The sequence below is a fragment of the Streptomyces sp. NBC_01142 genome, from assembly GCF_026341125.1.
Classification (GTDB): Bacteria; Actinomycetota; Actinomycetes; order Streptomycetales; family Streptomycetaceae; genus Streptomyces.
In genome coordinates, this window is record NZ_JAPEOR010000001.1 from 152,024 (window position 1) to 168,052 (window position 16,029).

General features: G+C 68.8%; 16 protein-coding genes. 10 read left to right on the plus strand and 6 right to left on the minus strand.

Features of this window, described 5'->3' with window-relative positions; genetic code table 11:
- The 7 genes from nadC to OG883_RS00830 all read left to right on the plus strand — a co-directional run bounded on the left by nadC (position 1) and on the right by OG883_RS00830 (position 4,393).
- Complete coding sequence (nadC, locus tag OG883_RS00800; RefSeq protein ID WP_266533499.1) at positions 1-1,035, plus strand: carboxylating nicotinate-nucleotide diphosphorylase; 1,035 nt, start codon at positions 1-3, stop codon at positions 1,033-1,035.
- On the plus strand, positions 1,035-1,832 hold the full coding sequence (locus OG883_RS00805) for a type III pantothenate kinase (RefSeq protein ID WP_266533502.1): 798 nt from the start codon (positions 1,035-1,037) through the stop codon (positions 1,830-1,832). The genes nadC and OG883_RS00805 overlap by 1 nt, the downstream gene beginning before the upstream one ends.
- A gap of 218 nt (positions 1,833-2,050) precedes the next feature.
- Positions 2,051-2,686 (plus strand): hypothetical protein, encoded by a 636-nt coding sequence (locus OG883_RS00810; RefSeq protein WP_266541133.1) that lies wholly within the window; start codon positions 2,051-2,053, stop codon positions 2,684-2,686.
- A gap of 14 nt (positions 2,687-2,700) precedes the next feature.
- On the plus strand, positions 2,701-2,874 hold the full coding sequence (locus OG883_RS00815) for a hypothetical protein (RefSeq protein ID WP_266533504.1): 174 nt from the start codon (positions 2,701-2,703) through the stop codon (positions 2,872-2,874).
- A gap of 113 nt (positions 2,875-2,987) precedes the next feature.
- Positions 2,988-3,383 carry a BlaI/MecI/CopY family transcriptional regulator gene (locus tag OG883_RS00820; RefSeq protein ID WP_266533506.1) on the plus strand — a complete coding sequence of 132 codons (396 nt, stop codon included), beginning with the start codon at positions 2,988-2,990 and terminating at the stop codon, positions 3,381-3,383.
- Between the two features lie 9 nt (positions 3,384-3,392).
- Complete coding sequence (locus OG883_RS00825) at positions 3,393-3,914, plus strand: amino-acid N-acetyltransferase (RefSeq protein WP_266533508.1); 522 nt, start codon at positions 3,393-3,395, stop codon at positions 3,912-3,914.
- Positions 3,915-4,057: 143 nt separating this feature from the next.
- Entirely contained in the window at positions 4,058-4,393 is a 336-nt protein-coding gene (locus OG883_RS00830; RefSeq protein ID WP_266533511.1) for an Lsr2 family protein, read from the plus strand.
- Here the strand turns inward: OG883_RS00830 and OG883_RS00835 are convergent.
- Positions 4,372-4,962, minus strand: coding sequence for an SCO3374 family protein (locus OG883_RS00835; RefSeq protein ID WP_266533514.1), 591 nt, complete (start codon positions 4,960-4,962; stop codon positions 4,372-4,374). The two genes, OG883_RS00830 and OG883_RS00835, sit on opposite strands and share 22 nt — an antisense overlap.
- Positions 4,963-5,393: 431 nt before the next feature.
- Between OG883_RS00835 and OG883_RS00840 the strand changes: the two genes are divergently transcribed.
- The gene (locus OG883_RS00840) at positions 5,394-7,919 is read left to right on the plus strand and encodes an ATP-dependent Clp protease ATP-binding subunit (protein WP_266533517.1); all 2,526 of its coding nucleotides are present in this window, start codon (positions 5,394-5,396) and stop codon (positions 7,917-7,919) included.
- A gap of 134 nt (positions 7,920-8,053) precedes the next feature.
- Here OG883_RS00840 and dacB read toward each other — a convergent pair whose 3' ends face one another.
- Positions 8,054-9,601 carry a D-alanyl-D-alanine carboxypeptidase/D-alanyl-D-alanine-endopeptidase gene (gene dacB / locus OG883_RS00845; protein WP_266541134.1) on the minus strand — a complete coding sequence of 516 codons (1,548 nt, stop codon included), beginning with the start codon at positions 9,599-9,601 and terminating at the stop codon, positions 8,054-8,056.
- Between the two features lie 578 nt (positions 9,602-10,179).
- On the opposite strand from dacB, the gene OG883_RS00850 reads away from it, so the two are divergent.
- The gene (locus OG883_RS00850) at positions 10,180-10,824 is read left to right on the plus strand and encodes a M23 family metallopeptidase (protein WP_266533520.1); all 645 of its coding nucleotides are present in this window, start codon (positions 10,180-10,182) and stop codon (positions 10,822-10,824) included.
- A 41-nt stretch (positions 10,825-10,865) separates the two neighbouring features.
- On the opposite strand, the gene OG883_RS00855 is transcribed toward OG883_RS00850, so the two are convergent.
- Positions 10,866-11,441 (minus strand): TetR/AcrR family transcriptional regulator, encoded by a 576-nt coding sequence (locus OG883_RS00855; protein WP_266533523.1) that lies wholly within the window; start codon positions 11,439-11,441, stop codon positions 10,866-10,868.
- A gap of 115 nt (positions 11,442-11,556) precedes the next feature.
- Between OG883_RS00855 and OG883_RS00860 the strand changes: the two genes are divergently transcribed.
- Positions 11,557-13,128, plus strand: coding sequence for an MDR family MFS transporter (locus tag OG883_RS00860; protein ID WP_266541136.1), 1,572 nt, complete (start codon positions 11,557-11,559; stop codon positions 13,126-13,128).
- A gap of 238 nt (positions 13,129-13,366) precedes the next feature.
- On the opposite strand, the gene cseC is transcribed toward OG883_RS00860, so the two are convergent.
- From cseC to OG883_RS00875, 3 genes are read right to left on the minus strand one after another with little or no spacing between them, the layout of a single operon-like run.
- Positions 13,367-14,689, minus strand: coding sequence for a two-component system sensor histidine kinase CseC (gene cseC / locus OG883_RS00865; RefSeq protein WP_266533526.1), 1,323 nt, complete (start codon positions 14,687-14,689; stop codon positions 13,367-13,369).
- The gene (cseB, locus tag OG883_RS00870; protein ID WP_266533529.1) at positions 14,686-15,387 is read right to left on the minus strand and encodes a two-component system response regulator CseB; all 702 of its coding nucleotides are present in this window, start codon (positions 15,385-15,387) and stop codon (positions 14,686-14,688) included. The genes cseC and cseB overlap by 4 nt, the downstream gene beginning before the upstream one ends.
- 10 nt (positions 15,388-15,397) lie before the next feature.
- Positions 15,398-16,027, minus strand: a complete 630-nt coding sequence (locus OG883_RS00875; RefSeq protein WP_323180858.1) for a hypothetical protein — start codon at positions 16,025-16,027, stop codon at positions 15,398-15,400.
- Between the last annotated feature and the right edge of the window lie 2 nt (positions 16,028-16,029).

Consider the following 16,029-nt stretch of genomic DNA (forward strand, 5'->3'; position numbering starts at 1 on the left):
GTGAGCACGCCCGAAGAACGTCCGCGTCCCGTGGACGTACCGCTGATCCAGATCGGCGCTCCCGACCGGACCGCCCCGGCCGCGGGTGGCTGCGGCGACGGCTGCGGTTGTTCCGGCGGGGAGGAGGGGTACGACGACCTGGAGTGCGGCCTCGACCCCGGCCTCGCCCAGCTCCTGCTCGACGCCGGCCTCGACCCCGTACAGGTCGAGGACATCGCCCACCTCGCCCTCGGGGAGGACCTCGACGGCGGCGTGGATGTGACGACCGTGGCGACCGTCCCCCAGGACGCCGTCGCCACCGGCGACTTCACCGCCCGCGAGGCCGGTACGGTCGCGGGCCTGCGGGTCGCCGAGGCGGTCCTGTCCATCGTCTGCACGGACGCTTTCGAGGTGGAGCGGCACGTGGAGGACGGCGAGCGTGTCGAGGCGGGCCAAAAGCTGCTGTCCGTCACCACCAACACCCGTGATCTGCTCACCGGCGAACGCAGCGCGCTCAACATCCTGTGCCGCCTCTCCGGCATCGCCACCGCGACCCGCGCCTGGGCGGACGTCCTGGAGGGCACCGGGGCCAGGGTTCGTGACACCCGCAAGACCACGCCCGGCCTGCGCGCCCTGGAGAAGTACGCGGTGCGCTGCGGCGGCGGCGTCAACCACCGCATGTCGCTCTCCGACGCCGCGCTGGTCAAGGACAACCACGTGGTGGCGGCGGGCGGCGTCGCGCAGGCCTTCAAGGCCGTGCGGGACCGATTCCCCCAGCTGCCCATCGAGGTCGAGGTGGACACCCTCGACCAGGTCCGCGAGGTCCTCGACGCGGGTGCGGACCTGATCCTCCTGGACAACTTCACTCCGGCTCAGACGGCGGAGGCCGTCGCGATCGTCGCGTCCCGCGCCGCTCTGGAGTCCTCCGGCCGTCTCACCCTGGACACCGCCCGCGCCTATGCCGAGACGGGTGTCGACTACCTCGCGGTGGGCGCTCTCACACACTCCTCCCCGATTCTCGACATCGGCCTCGACCTGCGAGAGGTCGAGGGCTGATGCTGCTCACCATCGACGTCGGCAACAGCCAGACGGTGCTGGGGCTCTTCGACGGCGAGGAGATCGTCGAGCACTGGCGGGTCTCCACCGATCCGCGCCGCACCGCCGACGAACTCGCCGTGCTCCTCAACGGCCTGATGGGCATGCACCCGCTGCTCGGCGACGAACTGGGCGACGGCATCGAGGGCATCGCGATCTGCGCGACCGTCCCCTCCGTGCTGCACGAGCTGCGTGAGGTGACCCGCCGCTACTACGGCGACGTCCCGGCCGTCCTCGTCGAGCCGGGCGTCAAGACCGGTGTGCCGATCCTGGTGGACAACCCCAAGGAGGTCGGCGCGGACCGCATCATCAACGCGGTCGCCGCCGTCGAGCTGTACGGCGGCCCGGCGATCGTCGTCGACTTCGGTACGGGGACGACCTTCGACGCGGTCAGCGCGCGCGGCGAGTACGTGGGCGGTGTGATCGCCCCCGGCATCGAGATCTCCGTCGAGGCGCTCGGCGTCAAGGGCGCCCAGCTCCGCAAGATCGAGCTGGCCCGCCCGCGCAGCGTGATCGGCAAGAACACGGTCGAGGCGATGCAGTCCGGCATTGTGTACGGCTTCGCGGGCCAGGTCGACGGTGTCGTATCGCGGATCAAGCGCGAGCTGGCGGACGATCCGGACGAGGTCACCGTGATCGCGACCGGCGGGCTGGCCCCGACGGTGCTGGGCGAGGCCGCGGCGATCGACGAGCACGAGCCCTGGCTGACCCTGATCGGCCTGCGCCTGGTCTACGAGCGCAACGTCTCCCGCATGTGAAGGTGCTCCCGCATGTGAAGCCGCTCCCGCATGCGGGCCCGCTCCCTTGTGCGGGCCCGCTCGGGTAGGTGAGGTGTGAGCCCGCTCCCGCAGGTGAGGCCGTGGGTCAGGGGTCCGGCGTGGACGCCGCCGCGCCGGATCTATCCGCATTAAGCGGATTTTGTCCATTTAGGACGTATCGTCAGGCCATGCCCACGCCATACGGATCCCGTGGCGGCATGGCGTTCGGTGCGGACGAGCTGCGTGTGCTCCGACGCGCCCTCGCCATCGCCCTCCATCCCGTCTCTCTCGCCGACGAGGACGTCCAGGACTGTCTGCGGCTGGCCGATTCCGTGGACGAGGCGGTCCGCGAGGCCGGTCGGCTGCGCGCATTCCTCCTCGCCGACCTCGCCCGCTACCGCGACGCGCTCCCCGGCACCGCCGCCGGCTATCTGGAGCTCCTTCAGGACGCCCTGGCCGCCGGCTACGACCCCCGCCCGGAGGATCTGGCCGCGCTGCGCACCCTGCGCGGCACACCGTCCGCAGCGGCCGTCCTGCGCCGCTGTCAGGCGCTCGCCGAACTGTCGGTACGGGCCCGTCTGGCCGGCCGCCCGGTGAGCACCCCGGACACCGTCGAGGCCCCGCCCGTTCTCACGGCCCCGGCGGTCTGCGTGCCTGCCCCCGTCGTCTCCGTCTGCCCCGCCCCGCGCACCCGGCTCCACGCGCTCCCCGGCGGCCGTGCCGCCGACGAGCCGAAGCCGAGGCCGCAGCCCGGCCCGCCCGCACCCGGCGAGCGCCCGGTGCCGAAACCGTCCGAAGCCTTCCCGCCCCGCCGCAAGCCGGTGCCCCCACCGGAGCAGCGCGCCGCCGGATAGCTACTCTGGGAGCCATGGACTACGTATCCGCGCTCGTGCCCCCGGTGGTGATGGCCGCCTTCTTCATCGGCCTGGTCGTGACGATCGTCAAGAGCCAGGGCGGCCCGAACAAGGCCAAGGAGGACGCGGTGGTGGATGCGGCGCTGGCCCGCGCCGAGTCCGCCGGGCAGGCCGCGCACAGCGACTGACCTCCCGCTTCCGCGGGGGTGCGCATCCAGGACGTACGACTGATTTTCAGTCGTACGTCCTTTTTGTTACGTCAATAACCAGCCATTCCGACATCTCCCACTATGGTGGCGACGTGCCCCGCCAATTGGGAGAGCTCGAAGACGCCGTCATGACACGCGTCTGGCAATGGAACCGGCCGGTCACCGTCCGCGAAGTCCTCGAAGACCTTCAGCAGGAACGGTCCATCGCCTACACCACCGTCATGACGGTAATGGACAATCTCCATCAGAAGGGCTGGGTGCGCAGGGAAGTCGCCGGACGGGCCTATCGATATACCGCGGTCTCCACCCGCGCCGCCTACTCGGCCGCACTGATGAACGAAGCCTGGTCCAAGAGCGACAACCCGGCGGCCGCACTTGTCGCCTTCTTCGGCATGATGTCGCCGGAGCAGCGCGAGTCCCTCCTCGCCGCCGTCCGCATGGTTCAGGACGACGAGGCCGCCGAGGGCGGTACCGCCCCGGGGCGATAGCGTCGGCCCATGCCTTATGCCGCAGCAAATGCCATCACCGTCCGGCGGGCCAGGACCAGCGATGTGTCCTCGGTCCGCCGACTCGTCGATCCGTACGTCGGTGAAGGCATCCTGCTCGACAAAGCGACGGTCACTCTTTACGAAGCCATCCAGGAGTTCTGGGTCGCGGAACGCGACGAGGACGGCCGCGTGGTCGGCTGTGGCGCACTGCATGTCATGTGGGAAGACCTCGCCGAAGTACGCACTCTCGCCGTGGACCCCGCCTTCACGGGATGCGGCATCGGTCATCACGTACTGGACAAGCTGTTGCAGACCGCCCGCGGGCTGGGTGTGCGCCGGGTTTTCTGTCTCACCTTCGAAGTCGACTTCTTCGAGAAGCACGGCTTCGAGGAGATCGGTGAGACTCCGGTCGACGGAGATGTCTACAGCGAGCTGCTGCGTTCCTATGACGAGGGCGTCGCCGAGTTCCTCGGGCTCGAACGGGTGAAGCCGAACACCTTGGGCAACAGCCGGATGCTTCTGCACCTGTGATCACCACAAGAGCCGGAACCCTATGTCCGAATCGCGCACGTTTCCCGCGTTCTTGAGGTTCTGAACCTCTGTCAAGGGTTTGTGTTTTTCAAGGAAAAGCGGTTTCCTTTCCGCGTACTGCATTTTCGATGAAAGGAAATCCGGTGGCACAGAAGGTTCAGGTCCTTCTTGTCGATGACCTCGACGGTGGCGAGGCGGACGAGACCGTGACGTTCGCTCTGGACGGCAAGACCTACGAGATCGACCTCACCACCGCCAATGCGGACAAGCTCCGTAGTCTGCTGGAGCCGTTCGCCAAGAGCGGCCGGCGTACCGGCGGCCGTGCAGCGTCCGGTCGTGGCAAGGGTCGTGCGGCAGCGGGCGGCAACAAGGACACCGCGGCAATCCGTGCCTGGGCCAAGGCGAACGGTTTCGAGGTCAACGACCGCGGCCGCGTCCCGGCCACGGTGCGCGAGGCCTACGAGAAGGCCAACGGCTGACTCTTCGCTCTGTTCGCACTCCTGGCACGCGGAGAATTCGTACGCAGCAAACGGACCCGGTGGCACTCTGTCGCCGCCGTGTCCACGATTCGTACGAAATCGGGGATGCCGCCGTATCCGGCACTGTTCCCGAGGGGGGCAAGGGCCGGCAGCGTCGGCTCCACCTCGCGCCCCGGCACGGGGGGTCGCAGCCATGCGGCGGCCCCCTGGGAGCCAGGCCATCCGGGGGGCGGCGGGGCGGTCATTCGTCCGCCCGCGCCGATGGCGGTCAGATCGAGATCGATCGCGCCCCATTCCAGCCAGTCGAGCAGCCCCGGCAGCTCTTCGGCGCTTCCCGCGGCCACCAGGAGCCGCATTCTGCGCCCCATCAGGGCCACGGGCCCCGAGAGATCCAGTCGGCGCAGTACTGCCGCGCCGACTTCGGCCGGCAGCTCCAGCACGTCGAAGCGCAGCCCGGTGAGCAGCTGCACCGGGGGCCCGTCCGCCGCGGCCCAGCCGAGCTGGTTCTCGTACCACTGTGCGGTGCCGCCGTCGAAGGGCGTACGGGGAAGCGGAACGGTGAAGGCCATACTCCGGGAACTCCCGATGTGCCCCGACAGTTACGCAGTGTGTGGTTTCGGTTGCACAGGGTGTCCGGGTTGGGGGCGTACGGGCGCATTCGGTGGTGCAAGGTTGTTCGCCCGTAGCGGAGGGAACCGGTGTGCGCCGCATGGAGTGTCAGTGCTTGCGGGTAAGACATCCCTAGTGGGGAGGGGCGACACGCCTGCTTGGCCGTCTCACGTTCGCCATCGGCGTAGTGATGGTGAGGGTAACTGCCTGGCCTGCGGGAACATCGTCTCGCACCATCGGGTTGGAACAGTTGTCGGCGTTCAGGGGTCAGGAGGCCACCGACGGGTGTCGGCAGTTGGAATGAGCGGTCCCCGCTTGCGGGACTAAGCTGCGGAAGGACAGGGAGGGGACCGACCCCTTACTGCCTGACCGCTCTGAGGAGCGATTAACGATGTTCGAGAGGTTCACCGACCGCGCGCGGCGGGTTGTCGTCCTGGCTCAGGAAGAAGCCCGGATGCTCAACCACAACTACATCGGCACCGAGCACATCCTCCTGGGCCTTATCCACGAGGGTGAGGGTGTCGCCGCTAAGGCCCTGGAGAGCCTCGGGATTTCGCTCGAGGCGGTCCGCCAGCAGGTGGAGGAGATCATCGGGCAGGGGCAGCAGGCCCCGTCCGGGCACATCCCCTTCACCCCCCGTGCCAAGAAGGTCCTGGAGCTGTCGCTCCGCGAGGCTCTTCAGCTGGGCCACAACTACATCGGCACCGAGCACATCCTGCTCGGCCTGATCCGCGAGGGCGAGGGCGTCGCCGCCCAGGTCCTCGTGAAGCTGGGCGCCGATCTCAACCGGGTGCGGCAGCAGGTCATCCAGCTGCTCTCCGGATACCAGGGCAAGGAAGCCGCCACGGCAGGCGGCCCGGCCGAGGGCACGCCCTCGACCTCCCTCGTCCTGGACCAGTTCGGCCGGAATCTCACCCAGGCCGCTCGTGAGTCCAAGCTCGACCCGGTCATCGGGCGCGAGAAGGAGATCGAGCGGGTCATGCAGGTGCTGTCCCGCCGTACGAAGAACAACCCGGTCCTCATCGGCGAGCCCGGCGTCGGAAAGACGGCGGTCGTCGAGGGACTGGCGCAGGCCATCGTCAAGGGCGAGGTGCCCGAGACCCTCAAGGACAAGCACCTCTACACCCTCGACCTCGGCGCGCTGGTCGCCGGCTCCCGCTACCGCGGTGACTTCGAGGAGCGCCTGAAGAAGGTCCTCAAGGAGATCCGCACCCGCGGCGACATCATCCTGTTCATCGACGAGCTCCACACCCTGGTGGGTGCGGGCGCCGCCGAGGGCGCGATCGACGCCGCCTCGATCCTCAAGCCGATGCTGGCGCGAGGCGAGCTGCAGACCATCGGCGCCACGACGCTGGACGAGTACCGCAAGCACCTGGAGAAGGACGCCGCGCTCGAGCGCCGCTTCCAGCCCATCCAGGTCGCGGAGCCGTCGCTGCCGCACACCATCGAGATCCTCAAGGGCCTGCGGGACCGTTACGAGGCCCACCACCGGGTGTCCATCACGGACTCCGCGCTGGTCGCCGCCGCGACGCTCGCCGACCGGTACATCTCGGACCGCTTCCTGCCGGACAAGGCGATCGACCTGATCGACGAGGCCGGTTCCCGGATGCGCATCCGCCGGATGACCGCACCGCCGGACCTCCGTGAGTTCGACGAGAAGATCGCTGGTGTCCGCCGGGACAAGGAGTCCGCGATCGACTCGCAGGACTTCGAGAAGGCCGCCTCGCTGCGCGACAAGGAGAAGCAGCTCCTCGCCGGCAAGGCGAAGCGCGAGAAGGAATGGAAGGCCGGCGACATGGATGTCGTCGCCGAGGTGGACGAGGAGCTGATTGCCGAGGTCCTCGCGACCGCCACCGGCATTCCGGTCTTCAAGCTCACCGAGGAGGAGTCTTCCCGTCTGCTGCGCATGGAGGACGAGCTTCACAAGCGCGTCATCGGCCAGAAGGACGCCATCAAGGCCCTCTCGCAGGCGATTCGCCGTACGCGAGCCGGTCTGAAGGACCCGAAGCGCCCCGGTGGCTCGTTCATCTTCGCCGGCCCGTCCGGTGTCGGTAAGACCGAGCTCTCCAAGACGCTCGCCGAATTCCTCTTCGGTGACGAGGACGCCCTGATCTCCCTCGACATGTCGGAGTTCAGCGAGAAGCACACGGTTTCCCGTCTCTTCGGTTCCCCGCCCGGATACGTGGGTTACGAAGAGGGCGGCCAGCTCACCGAGAAGGTGCGCCGGAAGCCGTTCTCCGTCGTCCTCTTCGACGAGGTCGAGAAGGCCCACCCCGATATCTTCAATTCCCTTCTGCAGATCCTGGAGGACGGTCGTCTGACCGACTCCCAGGGCCGCGTCGTGGACTTCAAGAACACGGTCATCATCATGACGACCAACCTCGGGACCCGGGACATCTCGAAGGGCTTCAACCTGGGCTTCGCCGCCCAGGGCGACGTCAAGACGAACTACGAGCGGATGAAGGTCAAGGTCAACGAAGAGCTCAAGCAGCACTTCCGGCCCGAGTTCCTCAACCGTGTCGACGACACGGTCGTCTTCCACCAGCTCACCGAGGAAGACATCATCCAGATCGTCGACCTCATGGTCGCCAAGGTGGACGAGCGTCTGAAGGACCGTGACATGGGCCTCGAGCTCAGCCCCACGGCCAAGTCGCTCCTCGCCAAGAAGGGCTACGACCCGGTTCTGGGTGCCCGGCCGCTGCGCCGGACGATCCAGCGCGAGATCGAGGACATCCTGTCGGAGAAGATTCTCTTCGGCGAGCTGCGCCCCGGTCACATCGTGGTCGTGGACACCGAGGGCGAGGGTGAGGAGAAGAAGTTCACCTTCCGCGGCGAGGAGAAGTCGGCGCTGCCCGACGTCCCGCCGATTGAGCAGGCGGCCGGCGGCGCCGGTCCGAACCTCTCGAAGGACGCGTAAGCGTTCTGAGTGGCTGAAGGCGAAGGGGCTGCCCCGGACCAGCAATGGTTCCGGGGCAGCCCCTTTCGCTGTGTCCAGCCGGGTGGTGCGTACAGATCCGGGTGCCTACAGCCGGGTGCGTACGGCCGCTCGGATCAGCAGACCAGCGGCTTGCGCCAGGAGCACTCGAGGTCGGCCGGCGGCTCGGCGCTGCGCGGAGCCCGCGGCGGTACGGCGGTGATCGCACCGTCGCCCGTCCGGGACGAGGCGAGCGTGACGACGATCGCGTCCTCGATGCTCTTCACCGAGGAAGCCAGGTAGTTGTTGAGGACGACGCTGTAGACGAGCTCACGACCGCCCGCGTCGGTGACGTACCCCGAGAGGGCAGAGGCGCCCGTCAGGGAGCCCGTCTTGCCGCGGGCGTTGCGGGCGGCCGGGGTGGTGCACATGCGGGTGCGCAGGGTGCCGCCGATGGCGCGGTCGGGGTGGCAGGCCACGGGCAGGGACGCGTACCAGTCGGCGTACCAGGGCGCGTCCCGTACGGACAGCAGCAGGGCAGCCAGCTGCCCGGCCGGGAAGACGTTCATCCGGGACAGGCCGGAGCCGTCGACCTGGCGGAGCGTCGAGGTGGTGACGCCCTCCTTCTTCAGATAGCCGTCGATGCCGGCCAGCCCCGCGCTCCAGCTGCCGTGGCCGGACGTCTCGTGGCCGATCGTCTTGGTGAGCGCCTCGGCGTGCATGTTGTTGGACAGCTTCATGAACGGGAGCATCAGCTCCTTGAGCGGCATGGAGCTGTGCGAGGCGAGGGGCTTGGCGTCCGGCGGGGTGGGGCGGCCCGGGCGGGGGCTGCCGGCGACGCGTACGCCGTGCTCGGCGAGGGCTTCGGCGAAGACCGCGGCGGCGTAACCGGTCGGTTCCCAGACGCTGATCCACTCCTTGGTGGCGCTCGCACCGACGGGGATGTTCCCGCTGATGGTGAGGGTGTTCGTGCCGTGCTGCCGTTCGACGGCGAGGGTGTCGGGAGCTCCCTCGGCGACTGTGGTGCCGCGGATGTCGAGGCGTATGTAGTCGGTCTTCGGGGTGAGTGTCACCTTGGGCCTGTCGCCGGGCTTCGCACCCGGAAGGGCCTCGACGATCACTGTGCCGGAGTCGTAGTCGGTGTCGGGCGCGACGGTGAGTGCGGAGATCTGCGCGGAGTAGTACGAGGACTCGTCGTCGGCGGCCCAGGAGCGGCCCAGCCGCTGGGTGTCGAAGCGGGTGTCGTCGGCCACGAGGCGGCCGGTGACGCGCCTGAGGCCCGTCGCGGCAAGATCGGCGGCGAGCCGGTCGTAGTCCTCGGCGAGGGTGGTGGGGTCGCCGCTGCCGCGCAGATAGAGGTCTCCGTGCAGGGTGGAGCCGTGGCGGCGGCCGGTGGACAGGACGTCGGTCCGGTAGCGGTAGTCGGGCCCGAGCAGGGCCATGGCGGCCGTGGAGGTGGCGAGCTTGGTGTTGGAGGCGGGCATCAGGCGGTCGGTGCCGTCCCGCTGGTAGAGCCGCTCCCCGGTGGCGGCGTCGGCGACGACCACGCTCGCGGCCCCGCCCTCCATCCGGGCATCGGCCAGGATCTTGTCCAGGGCGGCCTTCAGGCCGGTGTCGGAGGGGCCGGCCCCGGCGGGCGAGCTCCAGGTGAGTGTGCAGGCGAGCCCGAGGACGACGGGCCAGATCCATCCGCGGGGACGGTGCACACGGCGGGCGCCCCGGCGGTTCACACGATTCACGGGTCTACTCATGGCACAGGAGCATCCCGGACCGACGTGCGCTCGGGAAGAACGCCCGCGAGGGCATGTCCGAGGTGTCCCCCGTCACTTTTTCGGCCCTTGAAACGAGCCCTGATAAAGCGCTCGGAGGGGCGGTCACCGGTGGAATCCGTGACAAGGCGCACAGGGACAATTGGGGCTACTAGCCAGAATAGTGCTATCAATTCGGACATATCACCCACCTTGGAGTCGGGGGAGGTGGGCGTCTCGGCCCCCTTGCGCCCCGAGGGGGCCGGATCCGGGGCCGATGTCGGATCGGCGCCGCCTGGACATGGGGTTAAACCACCCCGAGTGGGCATATGGCGGCCCTTTTGGGGCGCGCGCAGCGGGGGCTCGAAGGGCGTCAAGGGGCGGCGTCACGCGAGAACGTTCTACGACGTGATGTCGTAGATGGGTGATTTGAGGCGAGTTGGGGGTGCGGGTTACCAATGTGTGGCCAGCCCGGCGAGTGCGCCGGGTCCATTCATGCCCGGAGGTTCACCCGTATGTCGAAGCGCGCCCTGATCCACCGTCTCCGCCCGTCCGTGCTCCGTACCCGTAGTGCCGTCGCGGCCGCCGGCATCGGCGCCGTGATGGTCGTCGGGGCAGGTGCGGGCGTCGCCTCCGCAAGTGCGGGCCAGGCGCCGGTCGCGGATCCCGCCACCGTTGTGGCCGCCGAGGCCGTCGCCAAGGCGAAGCCCGCCGCGAAGGTGAAGCCCGCCAAGAAGGCCGTGGCCTGGGTGAAGCCGGTCAGCGGGTACACGCTGACCGCGAGCTTCAACCAGGGTGGCGCCATGTGGTCGCAGAAGCACTCCGGCCAGGACTTCGCCGTCCCGGTCGGCACCACGGTCAAGGCCGCGGGCGCCGGCACCGTCGTGAAGGCCGGCCCGAACGGCGGCGGCGACGGCCCCGCGTACGGCAACGCCATCGTGATCAAGCACGCCAACGGCAAGTACTCGCAGTACGCGCACCTGTCGCAGGTCAACGTCGGCATCGGCTCGACGGTCAAGGCCGGCCAGACCATCGCCAAGTCCGGCAACACCGGCAACTCGTCCGGCCCGCACCTGCACTTCGAGATCCGTACGACCCCGAACTACGGCTCGGCGCTCAACCCGATGTCGTTCCTGCGTACGGTGGGCGTCTCCATCTGACGCTGTGACCCGCCCAGCGGGACCGATCGTTGCGAGACCGCTTACTGCGGGCTCGCCCCGTGCGGCCCGTGATGTGCCTGGTTCACCAGATCGACGGCGACCTCGAGGACAGCCCTGCGCTTGTCCTCCGGGTCGCCTTCGACGTCTTTGAGTACGAACATCCCGGCGTGCATCGTGAAGAGCGCGCTGATGCAGCGGACCTGGTCGGCCAGATCCGCCCCCGGCTCCTTGATCAGTTCGAGCATCACCAGCATGCGGTCCTTGAAGGTCTCGCCGATGCTCAGGTCGCGCATGGTGGCCTGGTTCTCCTGCATGAAGCGGAAGAGCGGGGCCGCGTCGGTGAGTGCCTGGCTGTAGCGGCGCAGGATCTCCTGTTTCGTCTCCAGGGTGTGGGGCTGGGTCTGCCCCCACGCGATCAGCTCGTCGATCGGCCTGGTCAGATCCTGGAAGAGGCTGATCAGGATGTCTTCCTTGGTCTTGAAGTGGTAGTACAGCGCGGCCTTGGTGACCTCGAGCCGCTCGGCGATCTCGCGCAGCGAGGTCTTCTCGTACCCGTGCTCGGCGAAGAGTTCCAGGGCGACGTCCTGAATGCGCTGACGGGTGTTGCCTCTGGCCATGGGGCACTCCTGGAAAACTTACTTGACGCCCGGCTAGTGACGGGTCTACCTTCCCCAGTGTAGTCAACTAGCCGGGCGGCAAGTAAGTGCCAGGGGAGCGGGAACAGTGGCCGATATAGCGAAGTACGAGAATCAGCCGGCAACAGCCGGGGCGGATGGGCAGCCGAAGGCGCGCAGCGTCCGGGTCGTGATCCTCGCCCTCATGATCGCGATGCTGCTGGCCATGCTCGACAACATGATCGTCGGCACCGCGATGCCGACCATCGTCGGCGAGCTCGGCGGCCTCGAGCATCTGTCCTGGGTCGTCACGTCGTACACCCTGGCCACCGCGGCCTCCACCCCGATCTGGGGGAAGCTCGGCGACCTGTACGGCCGGAAGAGCACCTTCCTCATCTCCATCGTGATCTTCCTGATCGGCTCGGTGCTGAGCGGCATGGCCCAGGACATGGGGCAGCTGATCGGCTTCCGCGCCGTACAGGGACTGGGCGCGGGCGGCCTGATGGTCGGCGTGATGGCGATCATCGGCGATCTCGTTCCGCCACGGGAACGCGGCAAGTACCAGGGCATGATGGCCGGGGTCATGGCCATCGCCATGATCGGCGGGCCGCTGGTCGGCGGGACCATCACCGACCACCTGGGCTGGCGCTGGAGCTTCTACATCAACCTGCCGCTGGGCGCCGTCGCGCTCGCGATGGTCACCGCCGTGCTCCACCTGCCCAGGAAGGAACGGACAAAGGCGCGTATCGACTATCTCGGCGCCGCGCTGCTGACCGTGGGCATCACCGCGATCGTGCTGGTCACCACCTGGGGCGGTACGGAGTACGCCTGGGACTCCGCCGTGATCATGGAACTGGCCGCCATCGGCGTGGCCTCGCTCGTCGGCTTCTTCTTCGTCGAGGCGAGGGCGGCCGAGCCGGTCGTGCCGCTGCACATCTTCCGCAGCCGCAACTTCACGCTGATGTCGGTGATCGGCTTCCTGACCGGTTTCGTGATGTTCGGCGCGGTGCTGTTCCTGCCGCTGTTCCAGCAGTCCGTGCAGGGCGCATCGGCGACCAACTCGGGGCTGCTCCTGCTGCCGATGCTGCTCTCGATGCTCGTCGTCTCGATGTTCGCCGGGCGGGTCACCACCAGCACCGGCAAGTACCGGATCTTTCCGATCGCCGGCGGCGGACTGATGGTGGCCGGGCTGTTCCTGCTCGCCCAGATGGACACCGGGACGTCACGGCTGACCTCCGGGATCTACATGGCGGTGCTCGGCGCCGGCATGGGCTTCCTGATGCAGATCACCATGCTGGTCGCGCAGAACAGTGTCGAGCAGAAGGACATGGGCGTCGCCTCCTCCGCGGCCACCCTCTTCCGTACGCTCGGCAGCTCCTTCGGCGTCGCCCTCATGGGCGCCCTGTTCACCGGCCGGGTCCAGGACGAGATGGCGGCCCGGGGCGGATCGAAGATCACCGAGGGCTCCGCGCAGCTGGATGCCGCGAGCCTGGCGAAACTGCCGGACTCGGTCCGTGAGGCGTACGAGTTCGCCGTGGCGTCCGGGACGCATGCGGCGTTCCTGCTCGGGGCGATCGTTGCGGTGGTCGGCTTCGTCGCGGCGTTCTTCGTCAAGGAGGTGCCGCTGCGCGGTGCCGGACCGGCGCAGGCCGCCGACCGGCCCACGGACAAGGTGCCCGAGACGGTCTGACCACGGCAGAACCCCCGCAGAACCAGAACCCCCCAGAAGCCCGCAGAACCAGAACCCCGCAGAACCACGGCCGACGGCCCCCGGTGTGTACACCGGGGGCCGTCGGCCGTGTTGCGTGCCGGCACCGCGTGCGTGCAGAGCACCACTGCGTTGCCGGCCTGCCTGGCTCGTCCGGGACAGCCGCGCCTCGCCGAGGACGCCATGGACCGCGAGCCCGGCAAGAACGGAAACAATCCCCCTAGTGCGGGGGCGGCATCATCGGGAAGCTGCCGGTGTTCGTCGGCGCGTGCTCGGGGAGCCAGAGCACCGCGACCGCACCACCCGACATCCCCAGCGGCACCGACATGCCCTCCGGCGCCGCATTGCGGAAGGTCAGCCGCGCGCCGAGGACCCGTGCCTGGCCGGCCGCGATGGTCAGACCCAGGCCGTGGCCCGTCCCCGCGCGGTCGCTGGCCCCTGTGCGGAACCGGCTCGGCCCCTCGCGCAGCAGCTCCTCGGGGAAGCCGGGACCGTGGTCGCGCACCCGCACCACCCGGCCCTCGACCGTGACCTCGACCGGCGGCTTGCCGTACTTGGCGGCGTTGGCCAGCAGATTGAACAGGATGCGTTCGAGCCGCCGCGGATCCGTTCTGACCCATGACTCGTGCACGACCCGGACCACCACATCGGAGTTGAGCAGTGCGATCCGGCGGCTGACGAACTCCCCGAGCGCGATCTCCTGGAGCTCGGCCCGCTCCGACGCGCTGTCGAGCCTGGCCACTTCCAGTACGTCCTCGACCAGCGTCCGCATGGCCTGCGCCCGGTCCCGTACGAGCTCGCTGGGGCGGCCGGGCGGCAGCAGCTCGGCCGCGGTGAGCAGCCCGGTCACCGGAGTCCGCAGCTCGTGCGCGATGTCCGCGGTGACCCGGCGTTCCGCCTCGATGCGCTCGTGCAGTGCGTCGGTCAGGGCGTCGACGGCGCGGGCCAGATCGTCGGTCTCGTCACGTACGACACCGCCGATCGCGTCCCGTACGCGTACCTCCGTGTTGCCCTGCGCAACATGGCCGGCCGCCGAGGCGGCCTTGCGCAGCCGGCGCGAGAGCTGCCCGCCGATGAGCACACCGAGCGCGCACCCGCCGAACACCACCGAGACCGAGCCGATGATCAGCGCCCGGTCGAGGTCCTTCATGACGGTGGCGCTGCGGCCGGTGAACTCGGTGTGCAGGGAGAGGACATCGCCGTTGCCGAGCGGCGCGGCCGCCCAGATGTCGGGCGCGCCCCCGTGCCTGTCGTCCACATAGGTGCCGCGCCGCTTCTCCCGCATCAGCTTCTGGAGGTCCCTGGGCAGCGCGGGGTCGTTGACCTTGGTGCTGAAACGAGGGTCGCGGTTCTTGGAGGTCTCGTACCAGCGCTGTGCGAGCAGCACCCGGTCCATCTGCACATCGCGGGCGTTGTCCAGCATCGAGACGCGGGCGGCGTTGTGGACAACCAGGCTCAGCGCCATGGCGATCAGCGCGCCGACGGCTGCGATCGCGATGCTGATCTTCCAGCGGACTCCGGTGCGCAGTGCGAGTCTCTTCATGCCTTGAGCTTGTAGCCGAAGCCACGGACCGTTTCGATCCGGTCCTGCCCGATCTTGGTACGGAGCCGCTGGACATGGACGTCCACCACCCGGGTGTCGCCACCCCAGCCGTAGTCCCAGACCCGCTCCAGGAGCTTGTCGCGCGAGAGTACGGTGCCGGGCGCGGCGGAGAACTCCAGCAGCAGCCGCATCTCGGTCGGCGTCAGCGCCACCTGCTCACCGCTCTTGCGGACCTCCATGCCCTCCGTGTCGATCTCCAGATCGCCGAAGGACAGCGCCCCCTGCTCCTCGTCCGCCGGGGCGGCTTCGCCCGGCGCGGGCCCGCCCGCGTGTCCGAAGCGGCGCAGCACCGCGCGGATTCGCGCGACCAGCACCGCACCGTCGAAGGGCTTGGTGACGTAGTCGTCGGCGCCGGCCTCCAGGCCCAGCACCACATCGATCGAGTCGGCGCGCGCGGAGAGCATGATCACGGGCACGGTCGACTCGTCCCGGATGCGGCGGCACAGGCTCACCCCGTCCAGGCCCGGCACCATCACATCGAGCAGCGCGATGTCCGGCCGGTTCGCGCGGAACGCCTCCAGCCCCAGGAGCCCGTCGGGCATCGCCGTCACCACGAAGCCGTCACGCTCCAGCGCGAGCTGGGTGGCCTCGCGGATGACGTCGTCGTCCTCGACGAACAGGACATGAGTCTCGGCCATCCGGCTGCTCTCAGTTCTCGGTCGTGGTGGGCGGTTCCGGGGCGACTGCCTCGCCCTCGCCGACCGCTCTGCTGAATTCGTTGCGTACCCAGTACTGCTGGGCGAACTTCCCGCCCGACCAGCGGTATGTGGTCACTTCCTCGCCGGACGGCTCGGCGATCGAGTTGCCCTTGGCGAACACCTGCTTGGTCACCACCAAGTCGCCCCGGTCGATGGCGGAGTACACCGTCGGCTCCTCGGCCGCGAACACATTCTCGTACTTCTTGTCGATCTCCCGGTACACGTACGTGCCCATGCCGACCGCGTCGCCGCACGTCATCACGTTGAGAACGACGTCGGGCGAGGCGCCGCCGGTGAGGTTTCCGTACGACGTGTCCACGGGGTACGCATCGCGGCCGCACGGCTTCAGATCGGCCTTCACCCGGTCGCTGACCTTCGGGTCGTTCATGAGCAGCTTCATCGCGTCGACCGGGACGGCGTACTTCCCCGTGCCGCGGGAGGGCGGCACGGCCGACGGGGTGGCCTTGACCGCGGAGTCGGCACGAGCCGCGCCCTCGTCCTGCGCGCCCGCGCCACCGGTGGAGCAGCCGACGGCGAACAGGCCGACGGCGGCGAGCCCGGCCAGTGCCGTGCCGCTCACCG